Below are 14,960 nucleotides of genomic sequence, written 5' to 3'. Positions count from 1 at the left end.
CCTTCTGCAGAAGACCGGACCGGCGCTCGAAACCAACGAAACAGCAAACCAATGAACGGGGTCAGTTCTTCACTTCGCCAAAGGGGTCAAATCCTCGATTCGCTTGACAATAGCGTCGGACACCGTATCCGACGGCTTTTCTGGGGGCGCCTTTCGTTCCAATTGAACTCGGCGCACGGGCTTATCGCGCGGCGCCTGCTTTGGGAAACGATGCATGTACGATTCAACTTTAGCTTCAAGAGTGTCGACGCGTTTGCAATTTCCTTGCCGTTAGGATATTGCTAAATCATTCGAAACAGTGGCGTTTCCAAGTCTAGCTGCGCAGATAGTGCGCCCAGCTTGCGGAAGGCTGCGCCGACTTGGAACCGCATATGAATGGCGTGGTTTCTCATGGTCGGTAATTCATGGCGTATCGGCGCTTTGTTCTCTCGAAGTGGCGTAACGGCTGCGGCAGAAATCGCTGAAGCGAATGGGACGCTTCTCGCCACTGAAGAAATCAATGCATCGAGTGGCGTGCTGGGCCGGCCGTTGGAGCCGGTATTCTATGATCCTTGCTGTTCCGCCGAGCAGTATCGCGATCTCGCAGTGCGCCTGCTTACCCAGGATAAAATCAAAACCATTTTCGGATGTTACATGTCCACGGCCAGAAAGTCTGTTTTGCCGGAGATCGAGGCTTATCGCGGCCTTCTTTTCTATCCGACTTTCTATGAAGGCTTCGAATACTCCAAGCGCTGCTTCTACACAGGGTCGTCTTCGAACCAGAATGCCGTGCAGCTAGCCCGTTATCTGATAGAGAACTTTGGCACCAGGATACTTCTGGTCGGCTCCAACTACGTGTTCCCGTATGAATACAACCGAATTGTGACGGATCTGGTGGTGCGGGCAAATAGCAGCATCGTTGCCGAACTTTATGTCCCAGTCGATCCTGTTCCCAAGGATTTCGACCGCATTATCAAGCAGATAATGAATCTTAAGCCTGATGTGGTTGTTTCCACCGTCGTCGGAACCGGAGCGATCATGCTGTACGAAGCCTATAAAGATGCAGGTTTCGATTCCAGCGTCGTGCCGATTGCCAGCCTGACGACGACAGAGGCCGAGGTGGCCCAGATGTCACCGGAAGTTGTCGCAGGACATCTGACATCCGCTTCGTTCTTCGAAACGCTGGACTCGCCGCAGGCACGGAAATTCGTCTCGGCTTTCAAGAAGCGGTTCGGCACCGACGCGCCGGTAACCGCCAGCGCAGAGGCAGCATACTTCCAGGTGCATTTGTATGCTAAAGCATTGGAATTGGCAGGCACCGACGATCCGGATGCCATTGCGGCTCACTTGCCTGGGTTGGAATTCGATGCCCCGCAAGGTCCGATTCGGATCGACCCCGACAACCACCACACCGAACTGTGGTCTCGTATCGGTCGCATAAACGATGCGGGAAAATTTGATGTTGTGTGGCGGTCGGAAACGAGGATCAAACCGGACCCATATTTTGTAACGACGTCGCTGAACGATTGGAAAGTATTGCATCACCGGCCTCTATTGAAGGCATAGTGGAATCCAACGGTGCCAACCAAGATACTTGAAGAGCTGAAGGGACTGTATGTCCAGGTTATCCACCCACCCGACAAGGAGGGGGTGGCGCTGGTGGAGCATCTTCGCCGCATAGGCTGCAACTGTGAGGCGACCTGGCCGTTGCCAACTGCCATCAATCCATCCGCCGCAGTGGTGTTGATTTCCATCGAGCGTGAAAACCGCGACAGGATATTGCGGCTGTTTCGCAGCGCTCAGCCTACCGACCCTGCACTTCTGGCAGTCGTTACATTCGAAGACCCAAGCACCTTGCAGCTGGTGCTCGAATGTGGAGCGTTGGCCGTAATTGAGCGGCCCATCCGACCGTTTGGCTTGCTGACAAACCTTACCCTCGCCCGTTCGCTTTGGCTGGAGCGCCGCAACACCGGCAAGCGCATTCGCAAGCTTGAACGCAAGCTTGCCGGCAACAACCGAACTCTCAAGGCCAAGAGCATCTTGATGGAAACGCAAGGCCTGAGCGAGCAGGACGCCTATGAGAGTATTCGCAAGCAAGCCATGGCCAAGCGCATATCGATGGACGAGCTGGCGGCCGCTATAATTAATGCGCATGAGCTCTTGACGTTCAAAGATTTGCGTGACTAGATGAAACACAATTGACGTACAGTGAAATTGTACGTTCCCTGGTGCAAGACAAGGATGTCAGCACCAATAGGCTGGGTAGCCCGCAAATCCCTGCGAAGGGATTGGCGGGTTTTCGCTTTTTGGCCACGGCGACGACGGCGTTACTGCCGAATGTTAAGCTGTGCCCGGTTGGCGCCGATGATCTGTTGTGGCGCGTGTTGGGCTAGGCCTCGTTACTTTTGTTCATGTCGGCATGGCCGGCTGCTACTTGCTTGTTGTTCAAGCAAGTAACGGATGTGCTGTGCCAAATTTCAAAGGAGAATAGACTATCTAATAAAAGCTCATTCCGAGTGCAGATAATAATCAGGGAACTATGCACTTTATTTTCGGTATAAGCGCCACGTGGAGGAAAAATGACTAAGCAAACTCGCCGTACATTCCTTAAAGTATCTACCCTCGCCGCAGCGGGATTGGCAACGCCATCCATTCTACGGCTAGGAGATAGAGCTTGGGCCGCCGATGAAATTCCGGTCGGCATTATGTATTCTCTCACTGGCACCACCGCCATCGTTGAGAAGTCGATGAACCAATGCGCCCAGATGGCCATTGATGAGATCAACGCCAGGGGCGGCGTTCTGGGTAAGAAGCTGCGCCCGATCATCGAAGATCCGGCATCAGAGCCGCGTATCTATGGCGAAAAGGCGCGCAAGCTCACGATCGAAGATCAGGTGCCGGTGATTTTTGGTTGCTATACCACGGCGAGCCGCAAGGCTGTGCTGCCGGTTGTCGAAAAGCGCAACGGCCTCCTCGTCTGGCCTACCTGGTACGAAGGCGAAGAGTGCTCGAAGAACGTGCTTTATGCGGGCTCGGCGGTGCCGAATCAGCAGCTCGAGAATTCCATCCCCTGGCTGCAGAAGAAGCTCGGCAAGAACAAGCTGTTCATCGTGGGCTCGGACTACGCATTCCCGCGCGGCATGGCCAAGACATCGAAGACCATTTGCCAGAATATCGGTATGGGAGTCGTAGGCGACGAATATCTGCCGCTCGGCCACACCGAATGGGCTTCAATGGTGTCGAAGATCGGCTCCAGCGGCGCCGATGTGATCTTCTCCAACGTTGTTGGCGATTCCATCGTGGCGTTCTATCGCGAGCTTCGTAACCAAGGTTACGACTTCGAGAAGCTGCCATTGTGCTCATCGACGACAACCGAGGTCGAAATCAAGGCCATGGGCGCTGAATATGCTCTCGGAAGTTATGTTTCGTTGCCTTACTTCCAGACGGTCGACACGCCGAGGAACAAGTCTTTTGTCGAGGCGTTCAAGGCTTATGCGGGCGCCGATTCGGTGACCCACGCTGCCATGGAGGCCGTCTATACCGGGGTTAACATCTGGGCGATGGCGGCAGAGAAAGCCGGCGATGTGACGCCAGAAGCGATCGTTGCCAATGTTGGTGGCCTGTCGTTCGACGCACCGCAGGGCAAGATCACCATCGACCCACAAAACCTGCACAGTTCTCTGACGCCACGCATCGGAAAGACTAGGGCCGACGGCCTTCTCGACATTGTCGATCAGTACGCCGAGCCGCTGCTTCCATTGCCATATTCAAGCGTCGGCGAAACCGCGGACAAACGTATTTGCACCACTGCGGGCGCCACTCTCTAGCGCCTTCATCGACAAGCGTCGGCCGGCGTCCACAGAACGCCGGCCGCTATTCCGCAACGGTCGGGCAGAAGCATGGAAACGTTCGTAATCGGGCTGAGCATAGGCTCCATCTTGTTCATGGTGGCCCTTGGTCTAGCTATCATCTACGGAACAATGAAGGTCATCAATCTCGCGCATGGTGAGATGGTGATGATTGGTGCATACACCACCGTTCTTGCAACCAAGCATCTTGGCTTCAATCTTTACCTTTGCATACCACTCGCTTTCCTTGTGACGGCAGCGTTTGGCTATGTGATTGAACGGACCGTGGTGCGACGTCTCTATGGCCGGCTTCTGGACACGTTACTTGCGACATGGGGCATTGCCCTGATCCTGCAGCAGCTCATTCGGATCCACTTCGGACTTGGCCTGTTCGGCATTCATATCGACGGCCTCGGATCGGACCTGCAGAACGTTCCGGTTCCTTCAGAACTGCAACAGGCTTTCCAGTTTCTTGGCGCCAACATCCCGGTCTACCGCGCCTTCTTATTCGTAATGGCGTTGCTACTTGGAGCGGTGAGTTGGTGGCTGATCTTCAAAACCAGGTTCGGGAGCCAGTTGCGAGCCGTATCGGTTGCCAGAAACACGGCTTCCGCCTGTGGAATCAACGACAAGCGGGTCAACACACTGGCGTTTGCCTATGGTTCGGGATTGGCCGGTATCGCGGGTGTGTTGGTCTCTGGTTTCAAGACCGTATCGCCTGACATGGGCACGCCTTATGTCGTCGACGCCTTCCTAGTGGTTGTCGCGGGTGGCGTTGGCCATCTCATGGGGACGCTGCTGTCGGCGGGCATATTGGGCGAGGTGCAGAGCTTCGTCGCAACCTGGCTCAACGACGTTTACGGACGAACGGTACTCTTCACCGTTGTCATCCTGATCCTTCTGTTCAAGCCGCAAGGCCTCTTCGTGACCAAAAGCCGCTGACTTTTGTCAGCGGGATCGGTCAGCCATGAGAATGATGGAAGAACGCATGACTTATCGAACGGCTTCCCTGGTAGCGTATGTGGCCTTTTTTGCGCTGCTTATGGTGCTGCCTTTTTTCCTCAACAGTTTCTGGACCAACAGGATGGCCACCTATCTGGTCTACTCCATCTGCGCGCTGGGCATCAGCATGTCGTGGGGCTACGCCGGCATCCTCAGCCTGGGGCAGGGGCTCTTCTTCGGCATGGGCGCCTATATGCTGGCCATGTCCTTGACGCTGGCCGATCCGGGAAACAATCCGGTGCCCGAACTCATGCTTCTGAACATGGAGCCTGATGCTGTTCGCGACCTGTGCTGCGTCACAACCGGTTCGTTCCTCTGGATACCGTTTCGATGGGTCATCGTTGGCATTCTCGCAGGCATCCTCGTTCCCTGCATTTTGGCGGCGGTTATTGGCTATGTGATGTTCAAGCGGCGCACGACCGGCGTCTATGTCAGCATCATAACGCTGGCCTTCGCGCTCATCGGCCAGCTGCTGATCATCAATAACCAGCCTTTGACCGGCGGCTTCAACGGTCTGGCCAGTCTTGCTTCGCTGGAGATATTCGGCTTCGAGTTCGATCCCTATGGGCCTAGCATCTACTATCTCGTGACGCTAACTTTGCTCGCCGTCATACTTCTGGCCCGTTATCTTCTGTCCGGACGCGTTGGTCAGGTACTGAAGGCCATTCGAGAAGACGAGGCGCGAGCCCGCTACCTTGGCTATGACGTGGAGAACTACAAGCTCTTCATTTTCTGTGTTTCGGCCGGTGTGGCAGGCCTGGCTGGCATGCTGTTCACGCTGACATCCGAATTCGCCGCACCATCGCTGATGGCGACTTCCTTCAGTATTTCGATGGTCATCTGGGCTGCAACCGGCGGGCGGGCTTCGCTTCTCGGGGCATGCATCGGCGCGCTCCTCGTCAACTTCATCGGTTCGCTGGCCAGCGAAAGCGCGACGTTCCAGCCTGTCTGGCCGATCATCCTCGGTGGGCTGTTTGTGTTCGTCGTTCTGGTCATGCCGAATGGCATTGCCGGAATATTCAAGGACTTCTTCGACCGGCGCTCCGCCCCAAGAACCGTTGAGGGAAGATAATGCTGATGACGGCTATTGATGGAAAACAGGTTGTCCAGCCGCTCTCCCCACCCATCCTACGGACCCGCAACCTGACGGTGCGCTTCGATGAGTTCCCCGCTGTTCATGGTGTGAATCTCGACGTGGCGGATGGCGAATTGCGCGTCGTGATTGGCGCCAACGGTGCAGGAAAATCGACGCTGCTGGACCTGCTGTGTGGCAAGACATTGCCTTCGGAAGGCGAAGTCTGGCTGCGCGACGAAAACATTACCAGCATCGGCGAAGCCGCGATTGCCCGAAGCGGTATCGGTCGCAAGTTCCAGACACCTACAGTGTTCAAGGAAATGACGGTCCTTGAAAATCTTCAGGTTGCCAGTAATCGCCGCGTCCGCGTCTTTGAAAACCTGTTTCAACGCATATCGGCGAGGGCGAACGACAAGGAGGTGGCGGTCGCTGAAAGGACCGGACTACTAGACTCTCTGAACCGGAAGGCGTCGGAGCTTTCCCACGGACAGTTGCAGTGGCTGGAGCTTGCCATGGTGCTCAGCCAGGAGCCGAAGATCATCCTGCTGGACGAGCCGGCTGCTGGAATGACGGCGGCCGAAACCGACAAGACGGCCGGCTTGCTGCTCGATCTGGCAGGCGACCACACTGTGCTGGTGATCGAACACGATATGGCATTCGTGCGCCAGATCTGCCGCACCATTACCGTGATGCACCAGGGCTCGGTGCTGGCCGAAGGAACGGCGGAAGAAATCGAGCACAATCCTGCAGTCATCGAGGCATATCTCGGATCGGCGACACTCAGCCATGCTTAAATTCTCGAACCTCAACGTTTTCTACGGAACAAGCCACATCATCCATGGTCTCGACATGGAGGTCCGCAAGGGTGAAACCTTCTGTATTCTCGGTCGAAACGGTGTCGGCAAGACCACGCTGTTGCGCAGTCTGTTGGGCATCGACGTGCGCACGACCGGGCGCATTGAATTCGAAGGCGCCGACATCAGCCGCGATCTCACCTACGAGCGGGCCAGAAAAGGCATCGGCTATGTGCCGCAAGGACGTGAAATCGTTCCCGGCCTCAGTGTCCTGGACAACATCCTGCTCGGCTGCAACGCCAGGAGAGATGGCCAGGCGTCGGTGCCCGAACTAGTCTGGAGCCTCTTCCCGTTCCTCAAGGAACACCTCAACCGGCGCGGAACAAACCTCTCCGGCGGCCAGCAACAGCAATTGGCGATTGCACGCGCGCTGGCGACGGACCCCAGCATCCTTGTTCTCGACGAGCCGACCGAAGGCATCCAGCCGAACATCGTCGAGGATATTGAGAAGGCAATCATCTCGCTCAACCGAGATCATGGGCTGACCATCATCCTGGTCGAGCAGAAAATCCGTTTTGCAAGAACGGCTGCACACCGCTTTGCCATTCTCGAGAAAGGACAGATCGCTGCGGCGGGTGACACCACCGAACTCAGCAATGATTTGATCCGCAAACATATGAGTCTTTGACCATGCGATCAAGGGTGACATTCGTGGGAAGGGCTGAGCCATGATCCGCGTTGAGAGCGTTTTGGGCAGTCGCGCGGATGCGGCTTTGCACGATGCCATCCACCATCTCGAACATCACGGCGAGGTGGAATTCGTCGGCGTCGCGCCGGCCGATCTTGACCGGCGCCGTTTGCTGGCTCGCACCGATGGCGGTGAGGAGGTGGCGATTGCGCTGCCGCGCGACCAGAAACTCTACGATGGGGCGGTACTCGTCCTCGACGACCATCGCGCCGTGATCGTGCGGGCGGGCGCGCAGCGCTGGCTGCGGGCGAAGCCTGCTTCGGCCAGTGATGCGCTAGAACTCGGCTACCATGCCGGCAATCTGCATTGGCGGGTTCGCTTCGACGGCGCCGACTTGCTGGTTGCGCTGGAAGGGCCGGCGGATACCTACGCTGCGCGCATCGATCCGATGGTGAGCGCGGGCCGGGTAATGTTGTCGGAGGAAAGCGAATGACCGCAAGCCTCGACAGCGGGCTGCTCGTCGCATTGCAACACGCCGACAGCCAGTTCCCTTCGGGTGGATTCGCGTTTTCCCAGGGGCTTGAAGCGTCTTCGCAGTTGGCCGCCCGGCTGGGGGCGTGCAATTTCGAGGATTTCCTGGATGTGCAGCTTCGCCACCGCTGGGCAGGGGCTGACCGTGTGGCGCTGACGCGCGCTTACCGGCTTGCCGGCGATCTGGCAAAACTGACGGAACTCGATCTGGAGGTGGAGGCGTCCACTTTCGTGGAGGGTCTGCGCACAGGCTCTCGCCGCAACGGCGCCGCACTCTTGACGACGCACAGCCGCATCGGCACGACAGGTGCTGCGCCCTATCGGGCCTTGATAGGCGAGGGCAAAGCGCTCGGTCATCTTGCCGTGGTGCAGGGGCTCTTGTGGCGGGCATTGGGGCTGGAAGAGACGACGGCTGTGGCTATGGGCGGCTACCAGGCGGCAGCGTCGCTGGCAACGGCCGCCGTTCGTCTGGGCCTCGTCGGGGCGATCCAGTCGCAGGCCATGTTGGCAAAGGCATTGCCTGTCATTGTCGAGGTCTCATCGACACCTGTCGCCGACGACGAACCTCTTCGTTCCTTCACCCCTCTGGCCGAGATCGCCGTCGCCCTGCACGGCAGCAGCGGTCAGCGCCTGTTTTCGAATTGAGCATGCAGACAAGGAAATGGACCCATGCTTCTGACACCGACCGAGCTTGAGAGACTAACCATCTTCACGGCCGCCGAGCTGGCCCGCAAGCGCCAGGGGAGGGGTTTGAAACTCAACTATCCCGAAGCGGTGGCCATCATCTCGGATGCCATACTGGAGGGCGCGCGCGACGGACGCTCGGTCGCGGAGATGATGTCGTTCGGCTCGCAGATACTCTCGCAGAGCGATGTCATGCCGGGCGTTGCGGCTATGCTTCCGGTCCTGCAGATCGAGGCGACATTTCCAGACGGCACCAAGCTCGTCACCGTCCACGAGCCGCTGAGACCCGCGTCGGGCGCCGAGGTCGACACCCTCGAACCGGGCCGTATCATCGCCGCCGAAGGCGAGATCGAGCTCAACGCCGGACGACGCAAGGCAATCATTACTGTCGTCAACACCGGGGACAGGCCGGTTCAGATCGGCTCGCACTACCACTTCTTCGAGGCCAACAAGGCGCTGGAGTTCGACCGCGAGGCCGCCTTCGGCATGCGCCTTGATATTCCCGCAGGCACGGCGGTTCGACTGGAGCCCGGCCAGGAGAAGGAGGTCACGCTGACCACCTTCGGCGGCAATCAGGTGATGGGCGGCCTGAACGGCTTGACCGGTGGCGCCGCCACGGACGCGAACGTGAAGAAAGCGGCGCTCACGCGCGCCAAGGCTGCGGGTTTCCGCGGTGCGTAGCTGAGAGAGGGGAGATCGATCATGGCAATACTGTCACGTCGCGACTACGCCGCAATGTATGGCCCCACGACCGGGGACGGAGTGCGGTTGGGTGATACCGAACTCGTTGCCGTCATCGAGAAGGACTACGCGGTCTATGGCGATGAATGCCTGCATGGCGGCGGCAAGACGCTGCGCGACGGCGCGGGCCTTGCGGCGGGCGTCACCAGTGCAGAAGGCGCACTCGATTTCCTGCTCTGCAACGTCACCGTGATCGATGCAGTGGTCGGCATCGTCAAGGGTGACCTTGGCATTAAGGAAGGCAAGATCGTGGGCATCGGCAAGGCCGGTAACCCCGATGTCATGGACGGAGTCGATCCGCGCCTCATCGTGTCGGCGGCAACGACGGTGCGCGATTGCGAGGGCCTGATCGCCACCGCCGGCGCGATCGATGTACACGTTCATTTCGACAGCGCGCAATTGTGCGAACACGCCATCTCCTCGGGCATCACCACCATGCTTGGCGGCTCGCTCGGCCCGATCACTGTCGGTATCGATTGCGGCGGACCGTTCAATGTCGGCAAGATGCTGCAGGCGGCAGAGCAGTGGCCGATCAACTTCGGTTTTCTCGGCCGCGGCAACTCGCACAAGCCTGCCTCGCTCGTCGAGCAGATGGAAACAGGTTGCCTCGGACTGAAGCTGCACGAGGACTGGGGCACCATGCCGGCCTCGATCGACACCTGCCTGACGGTTGCCGACCGGATGGACTTCCCGGTCCAGATCCACACCGACACGCTGAATGAGTCCGGCTTCCTTGAAGACACGCTGGCCGCCATCAAGGGCCGCACCATCCACATGTATCACACCGAGGGTGCGGGCGGCGGTCATGCTCCCGATATCATCCGCGTCGCCGGCGTGCCGTGGTGTCTGCCGTCTTCAACCAATCCGACCAATCCCTATACCGTCAACACCTTCGACGAACACCTCGACATGACGATGGTGTGCCACCATCTCAATCCGGCCATTCCCGAGGATGTTGCCTTTGCGGAAAGCCGCATCAGGGCCCAGACGATCGCCGCCGAGGATGTCCTGCACGACATCGGTGCTATCTCGATGCTCGGCTCCGACAGTCAGGGCATGGGTCGCATCAACGAGGTGATCTGCCGAACCTGGCAACTCGCCGACAAGATGAAGAAGCAGCGCGGTCGCTTGCCCGAAGAGGCGACCAGCTTCGGCGACAATGAACGTATAAAGCGCTACATCGCCAAATATACCATCAACGCTGCACGCACTTTCGGCATTGCCGACCACATCGGCTCGCTCGAGGATGGCAAGATGGCGGATATCGTCATATGGCGTCCGGCCTTCTTCGGCATCAAGCCGGAACTGATCATCAAGGGCGGCTTCATCGCCTGGGGCGCCATGGGCGACAGTGCAGCCTCGCTGATGACCTGCGAGCCGTTGCAACTGCGCCCGCAATGGGGTGCGTTCGGGCGCGCCAAGCAGGCGCTTTCCGCCTGCTTCGTCAACCCGGCGGCTCTTGGGCGCGGACTGGCCGAGCGGCTTGATCTGAAGAAGATGCTGCTGCCTTCGCGAGGATCGCGCGGCCTGTCCAAGGACGACATGCTGCACAACAACGTCTGTCCGGATATCCGCGTCGATCCCCAGACGTTCGACGTCTTCGTGGATGGCAAGCTGGCAACCTGCGAACCGGCTATCGAATTGCCGCTGGCGCAACGCTACATGCTGAGGTGAGGCCATGAACATGCAACCCGGTGTTTCGATTTCCTCATCATCGCGGGTAGGGGCCGCCCGTATCGGCATTGGCGGTCCGGTTGGCTCCGGCAAGACCGCTCTGATCGAGTGCCTGATTCCGGCCTTCGCCAAGCGCGGCGTTTCGCTGGCCATCGTCACCAACGATCTTGTGACCGCCGAAGATGCCGAACGCATCCGCCGCTCCGGCCTGATCGATCCTGCGCGAGTTGCGGCGGTCGAAGCGGGTGCCTGTCCTCATACCGTCATTCGCGAGGACCCGACCCTCAATATCGCTGCCGCCGACGAGCTTGAGGCGCGGTTTTCAGATGTGGAACTGATCCTCATCGAAAGCGGTGGCGACAATCTCGCCTCGACCTTCTCGCTCGATCTTGTCGACTGGTGGATGTTCGTCATCGATGTCGCCGGCGGCGGCGACATCCCCCGCAAGAATGGGCCGGGCGTGCTCAAGTGCGATCTGCTGGTGGTCAACAAGACCGACCTTGCGCCGCATGTCGGTGTCGACCTCGCACGGATGGAGCGCGACTCGGCGAAAGCGCGCGCCGGTCGTCCCCTGGTTTTGACCAACTGCCGTGCCGGGCAAGGCATCGACGCCATCGTCGACCAGATACTTGCCAAGGTGTTGTTCAGATGACCAGCCACTGGCCGCAGTTGCACACAAACTCGACGCTGCACCCGGCGGTCTCGGGCGGCATGGCTGGTCGTTTCGAGCTTTCGCTCCACCGCCACGGTGCGCAAACGCGGATCGGGCGTCAGTTTATCTCCTACCCCTTTCACCTGACCCGTCCCTTTGCTTTTGACATAGCCATTCCTTCCCTGACCACCGTCTACCAGCAGTCGTCGTCGGGAGGTCTCTACCGGGCCGAGCAGTTGACCAGTCGTTTCGAGCTGGGAGAGCACAGCGCAGCTCATGTGACGACCCAGGCAGCGACAGTCGTCCATCATTGCCATGGCGAACCGGCCAGTCTCGCCACCGGTATCCGGTTGCAGGAGGGGGCATTCCTGGCGCTGACACCCGACCCGCTCGTGCTGTTTCCGGGCGCGTCCTGCACTACCTCGATCGAGGCGGGACTCGCCCCCGGCTCAGTCCTGCTGCTGGCCGACGCATTCTCCTGTCACGACCCGTTTGCCAGTCTCGATCCAGCCGGGCAGCAACGCCCGTTCGATCGCCTCGACAGCAATGTCCTGCTGCGCGACCCGTCCGGAGGGCTTCTCGTGCGGGACAGCTTCGCCATTACCGGGGCAGCGTTGACCACTTCAGCGTCGCCCATCGGACATTGGCGGGTCGTTTCCAACTACATGCTTGCCGGCGATCCCGCACGGCTTCCTTGCCGCGAAGGTCTGAACGCAATTTGCAGCATGGAGCGCCTTGTCGCGGGCGTCACGGAACTTCCGAACCGCACCGGATGGGGCATTCGCAGCCTTGCTGCCGATGCGATCGCGGCGCGTGCCTTTGGCGAACGCCTCTTTGCGCTGTCGGTCGAGGCGGCCTTCGGCGTGTTGCCTATGCCACGCCGAAAGTAAGGAACCACAGCCATGTTCATCGACATCAATTCGATTGCAAGGAGACCTGACATGAAGAGAACCTCGCTTACCGCACTCGCCGCCGTGGCGGTGCTCGCCGCAAGCTCGACAATTGCCAGCGCCCATGTTGGCGTTGGCGATACAGGCGGCTTTGCCCACGGCTTCTGGCATCCGATTGGTGGCGTCGACCACATCTTGGCCATGGTCATGGTCGGCCTATTCGCCGCGCAATTGGGCGGGCGGGCAATGTGGCTGGTGCCAGCGACATTCGTCGGCGTTATGGCCTTGGGTGGAGTGGTCGGCTTCGCCGGCGTTCCGGTGCCTTTCGTCGAACTCGGCATTGGCCTCTCGATCGTGGTGCTTGGTGTCGCGGTAGCGCTTCGTTTCAGGACCGTTATTGCCGCAGCCATGGCGCTGGTTGGCTTCTTTGCCGTTTTCCACGGCTACGCCCACGGCGCCGAGATGCCGGAAACCGTCGCTGGTCTTGCCTACGGTGCTGGTTTCATTGTCGCCACCGCGCTGCTGCATGCCTGCGGCCTTGCGCTGGGCCTGATCGCAGCCCGCAAAGCCGAGCCAAGCGGACAAACCCTTATCTGCGCCACCGGTGGTCTCACCGCCTTCGCCGGCATCGCTGTCGTTACAGGCATCATCTAGCTGGCCGCATTGCAGGACTGCGCAGGTTCCAGCGCGATTGCAGCTCGGATCGTCCCGATACGCGGTGGGTAGGAAATTGGTGCCCGCCTACAACAGCCATCGATGAGGATTTGCGGAGGGCGAACCGAACCACCCTACAACTCCACCGTACCTCGGTCAGGAGCATGAAAGATGGGAAAAGTGGACGTAAATCTTGTAGGCCAAGCCGGAGAGGTGGCCCAGCGGGTGAAATCCGCACGGCTCCATGGCCCCGACCAGACAAAGCACACGGCCACATGCAGCCACATGATCCCTTCCGATAGCCGGTTCGACCATAAGGCCCTCCTCCAAATTGCCATAGGGCGCGCCGTGCGCAACTATCGTAAGCGCCACGATCTCAATGGCATCGACCTTGCCAACGCGGCAGGTATTTCCTTTGGAATGCTTTCGCGCATCGAGAATGGAGCCGTTTCTCCGTCGCTCGGCACCCTTCAAGCCATCGGAACCGCACTCGGGGCGCCCCTCACGGACTTGATTGGCCGATATTGCGAGCAAAGCAAGGCCGTATTCGTATCTTCACGGCACGAAAGCCCAATGGGCGAGGTTTCCACCACGCTTATCCGAGAAATATCCAGTTCAACACCGCTCGCTCTGCATGCCTTTATCGTCAGGCTTACTTCGGAGCAAGACAGACAGCAGAGGTTGGAGGAACGGGGCATTTTCTACGTTTATTGCCTTTCCGGCGAAGTTACCTATGCGCACGCCGCCGAGCTATATTCTATGGGGCCGGGGGACAGCCTGACATTCGAGGCTTCCGGAGCGCACGGCGTGACAAAAGGTACTCGGTTTCCCGTTAAGCTTCTCATCGTTCGCAACTATCAGGCATATTGCACCGTTGCAGCTTCGGTATAGTCGGTCACAAGCTTTCGATCCTGGACGCGATAGCCCAGTGGCATCACACCCCATCCACGTGCCACTCTTCTTGGATGCCGCGTCTCGCGCCAAGATCCTGATACCGTTGTTCCAGCCAGGCATTCATCGCGGCAGATCGGGGAAGTCCGGCATCCCTTGCAGCATCTGGTGGCGGGAATCCCGAACGTTCTTCTCGACCTGAGCTTTCTCCCAGCCCGCCGCCGGGTTGCAGGCCCTCGTGGTCCAGCCGCAGGGGTTCACTCCATACCCGGCTCACTTCTGTGTGGAAATCAACAGACCAGACTCCTTACCAAATTGCTTTGGTGTCAATGTATTCGTTGACACTAAGATAGCTACAAATACGATGCGGTGTAGAGGTGCAATAGGATCAAATAATTCAAGAATGCACCTCTCGAGCAGTCGGAAGCTCGCGCGCTCCTAGGAGCTCGCACAATGGAGGAATTCTTATGAACTCGAAGTTCGGGGCGATCCTGCTTGTCTCGCGCAGACTGCTTCTTTCGGCAGCCGGCGCGCTCTTGGCCATAAATATGCTAGCAGCGCCCGTACCGGCATCGGCGCAGGACCGCGACAGCGTCACCATCGGCGTGCGCGAGGACATTCCGGGCCTCGACCCGACGATCCGCCAGGGCGCAATCATCGGTTTGGTCACACTTGGCAACATCTTTGAGGGGCTGACGCGCTTCAACGAAGACGGATCGTTGTCACCGGGGCTGGCAAAGAGCTGGGAAATTTCTCCTGACGGTAAGACCTACACGTTCAAGCTGGTCGAGGGCGCAAAGTTCTCCGACGGCAGCGACTTCGACGCCGCCGACGTCAAATGGACCTTCGAGCGCAAT

General features: G+C 59.0%; 16 protein-coding genes. All 16 read left to right on the top strand.

Annotated elements, in window-relative coordinates:
• Window positions 1-375 precede the first annotated feature (375 nt).
• Window positions 376-1,545, top strand: coding sequence for a transporter substrate-binding domain-containing protein (locus ASD64_RS12055; protein WP_056105428.1), 1,170 nt, complete (start codon window positions 376-378; stop codon window positions 1,543-1,545).
• Between the two features lie 12 nt (window positions 1,546-1,557).
• A complete protein-coding gene (locus ASD64_RS12050; RefSeq protein WP_056105426.1) occupies window positions 1,558-2,166 on the top strand; it encodes an ANTAR domain-containing response regulator in 609 nt (202 codons plus the stop codon).
• Window positions 2,167-2,558: 392 nt separating this feature from the next.
• A complete protein-coding gene (locus ASD64_RS12045; protein WP_056105424.1) occupies window positions 2,559-3,806 on the top strand; it encodes a transporter substrate-binding domain-containing protein in 1,248 nt (415 codons plus the stop codon).
• A gap of 72 nt (window positions 3,807-3,878) precedes the next feature.
• A complete protein-coding gene (urtB, locus tag ASD64_RS12040; RefSeq protein WP_056105422.1) occupies window positions 3,879-4,769 on the top strand; it encodes an urea ABC transporter permease subunit UrtB in 891 nt (296 codons plus the stop codon).
• Between the two features lie 46 nt (window positions 4,770-4,815).
• Complete coding sequence (urtC, locus tag ASD64_RS12035) at window positions 4,816-5,901, top strand: urea ABC transporter permease subunit UrtC (protein ID WP_056105437.1); 1,086 nt, start codon at window positions 4,816-4,818, stop codon at window positions 5,899-5,901.
• A 5-nt stretch (window positions 5,902-5,906) separates the two neighbouring features.
• Window positions 5,907-6,698, top strand: a complete 792-nt coding sequence (gene urtD / locus ASD64_RS12030) for an urea ABC transporter ATP-binding protein UrtD (RefSeq protein ID WP_082549973.1) — start codon at window positions 5,907-5,909, stop codon at window positions 6,696-6,698.
• The gene (gene urtE, locus ASD64_RS12025; RefSeq protein WP_056105420.1) at window positions 6,691-7,386 is read left to right on the top strand and encodes an urea ABC transporter ATP-binding subunit UrtE; all 696 of its coding nucleotides are present in this window, start codon (window positions 6,691-6,693) and stop codon (window positions 7,384-7,386) included. The genes urtD and urtE overlap by 8 nt, the downstream gene beginning before the upstream one ends.
• 40 nt (window positions 7,387-7,426) lie before the next feature.
• Window positions 7,427-7,879, top strand: a complete 453-nt coding sequence (ureE, locus tag ASD64_RS12020) for an urease accessory protein UreE (protein WP_056105418.1) — start codon at window positions 7,427-7,429, stop codon at window positions 7,877-7,879.
• On the top strand, window positions 7,876-8,562 hold the full coding sequence (locus ASD64_RS12015) for an urease accessory protein UreF (RefSeq protein ID WP_056105415.1): 687 nt from the start codon (window positions 7,876-7,878) through the stop codon (window positions 8,560-8,562). Before ureE ends, ASD64_RS12015 begins: the two co-directional genes overlap by 4 nt.
• A gap of 24 nt (window positions 8,563-8,586) precedes the next feature.
• On the top strand, window positions 8,587-9,282 hold the full coding sequence (locus ASD64_RS12010; RefSeq protein WP_056105413.1) for an urease subunit gamma: 696 nt from the start codon (window positions 8,587-8,589) through the stop codon (window positions 9,280-9,282).
• A 21-nt stretch (window positions 9,283-9,303) separates the two neighbouring features.
• Complete coding sequence (gene ureC / locus ASD64_RS12005) at window positions 9,304-11,016, top strand: urease subunit alpha (RefSeq protein WP_056105411.1); 1,713 nt, start codon at window positions 9,304-9,306, stop codon at window positions 11,014-11,016.
• Between the two features lie 4 nt (window positions 11,017-11,020).
• Window positions 11,021-11,668 carry an urease accessory protein UreG gene (gene ureG / locus ASD64_RS12000; protein WP_082549972.1) on the top strand — a complete coding sequence of 216 codons (648 nt, stop codon included), beginning with the start codon at window positions 11,021-11,023 and terminating at the stop codon, window positions 11,666-11,668.
• Entirely contained in the window at window positions 11,665-12,558 is an 894-nt protein-coding gene (locus ASD64_RS11995) for an urease accessory protein UreD (RefSeq protein WP_056105409.1), read from the top strand. The genes ureG and ASD64_RS11995 overlap by 4 nt, the downstream gene beginning before the upstream one ends.
• A gap of 51 nt (window positions 12,559-12,609) precedes the next feature.
• On the top strand, window positions 12,610-13,212 hold the full coding sequence (locus ASD64_RS11990) for a HupE/UreJ family protein (protein ID WP_056105431.1): 603 nt from the start codon (window positions 12,610-12,612) through the stop codon (window positions 13,210-13,212).
• 171 nt (window positions 13,213-13,383) lie between these two features.
• Window positions 13,384-14,103, top strand: coding sequence for a helix-turn-helix domain-containing protein (locus ASD64_RS11985; RefSeq protein ID WP_056105407.1), 720 nt, complete (start codon window positions 13,384-13,386; stop codon window positions 14,101-14,103).
• 467 nt (window positions 14,104-14,570) lie between these two features.
• A partial coding sequence (locus ASD64_RS11980) for an ABC transporter substrate-binding protein (protein WP_244480783.1) occupies window positions 14,571-14,960 on the top strand: 390 nt, incomplete at its 3' end.

The sequence above is a fragment of the Mesorhizobium sp. Root157 genome (assembly GCF_001427385.1).
Classification (GTDB): Bacteria; Pseudomonadota; Alphaproteobacteria; order Rhizobiales; family Rhizobiaceae; genus Mesorhizobium.
The sequence above is the reverse complement of the archived record's forward strand: the minus strand, read 5'-3'. Positions and strand labels throughout refer to the sequence as shown.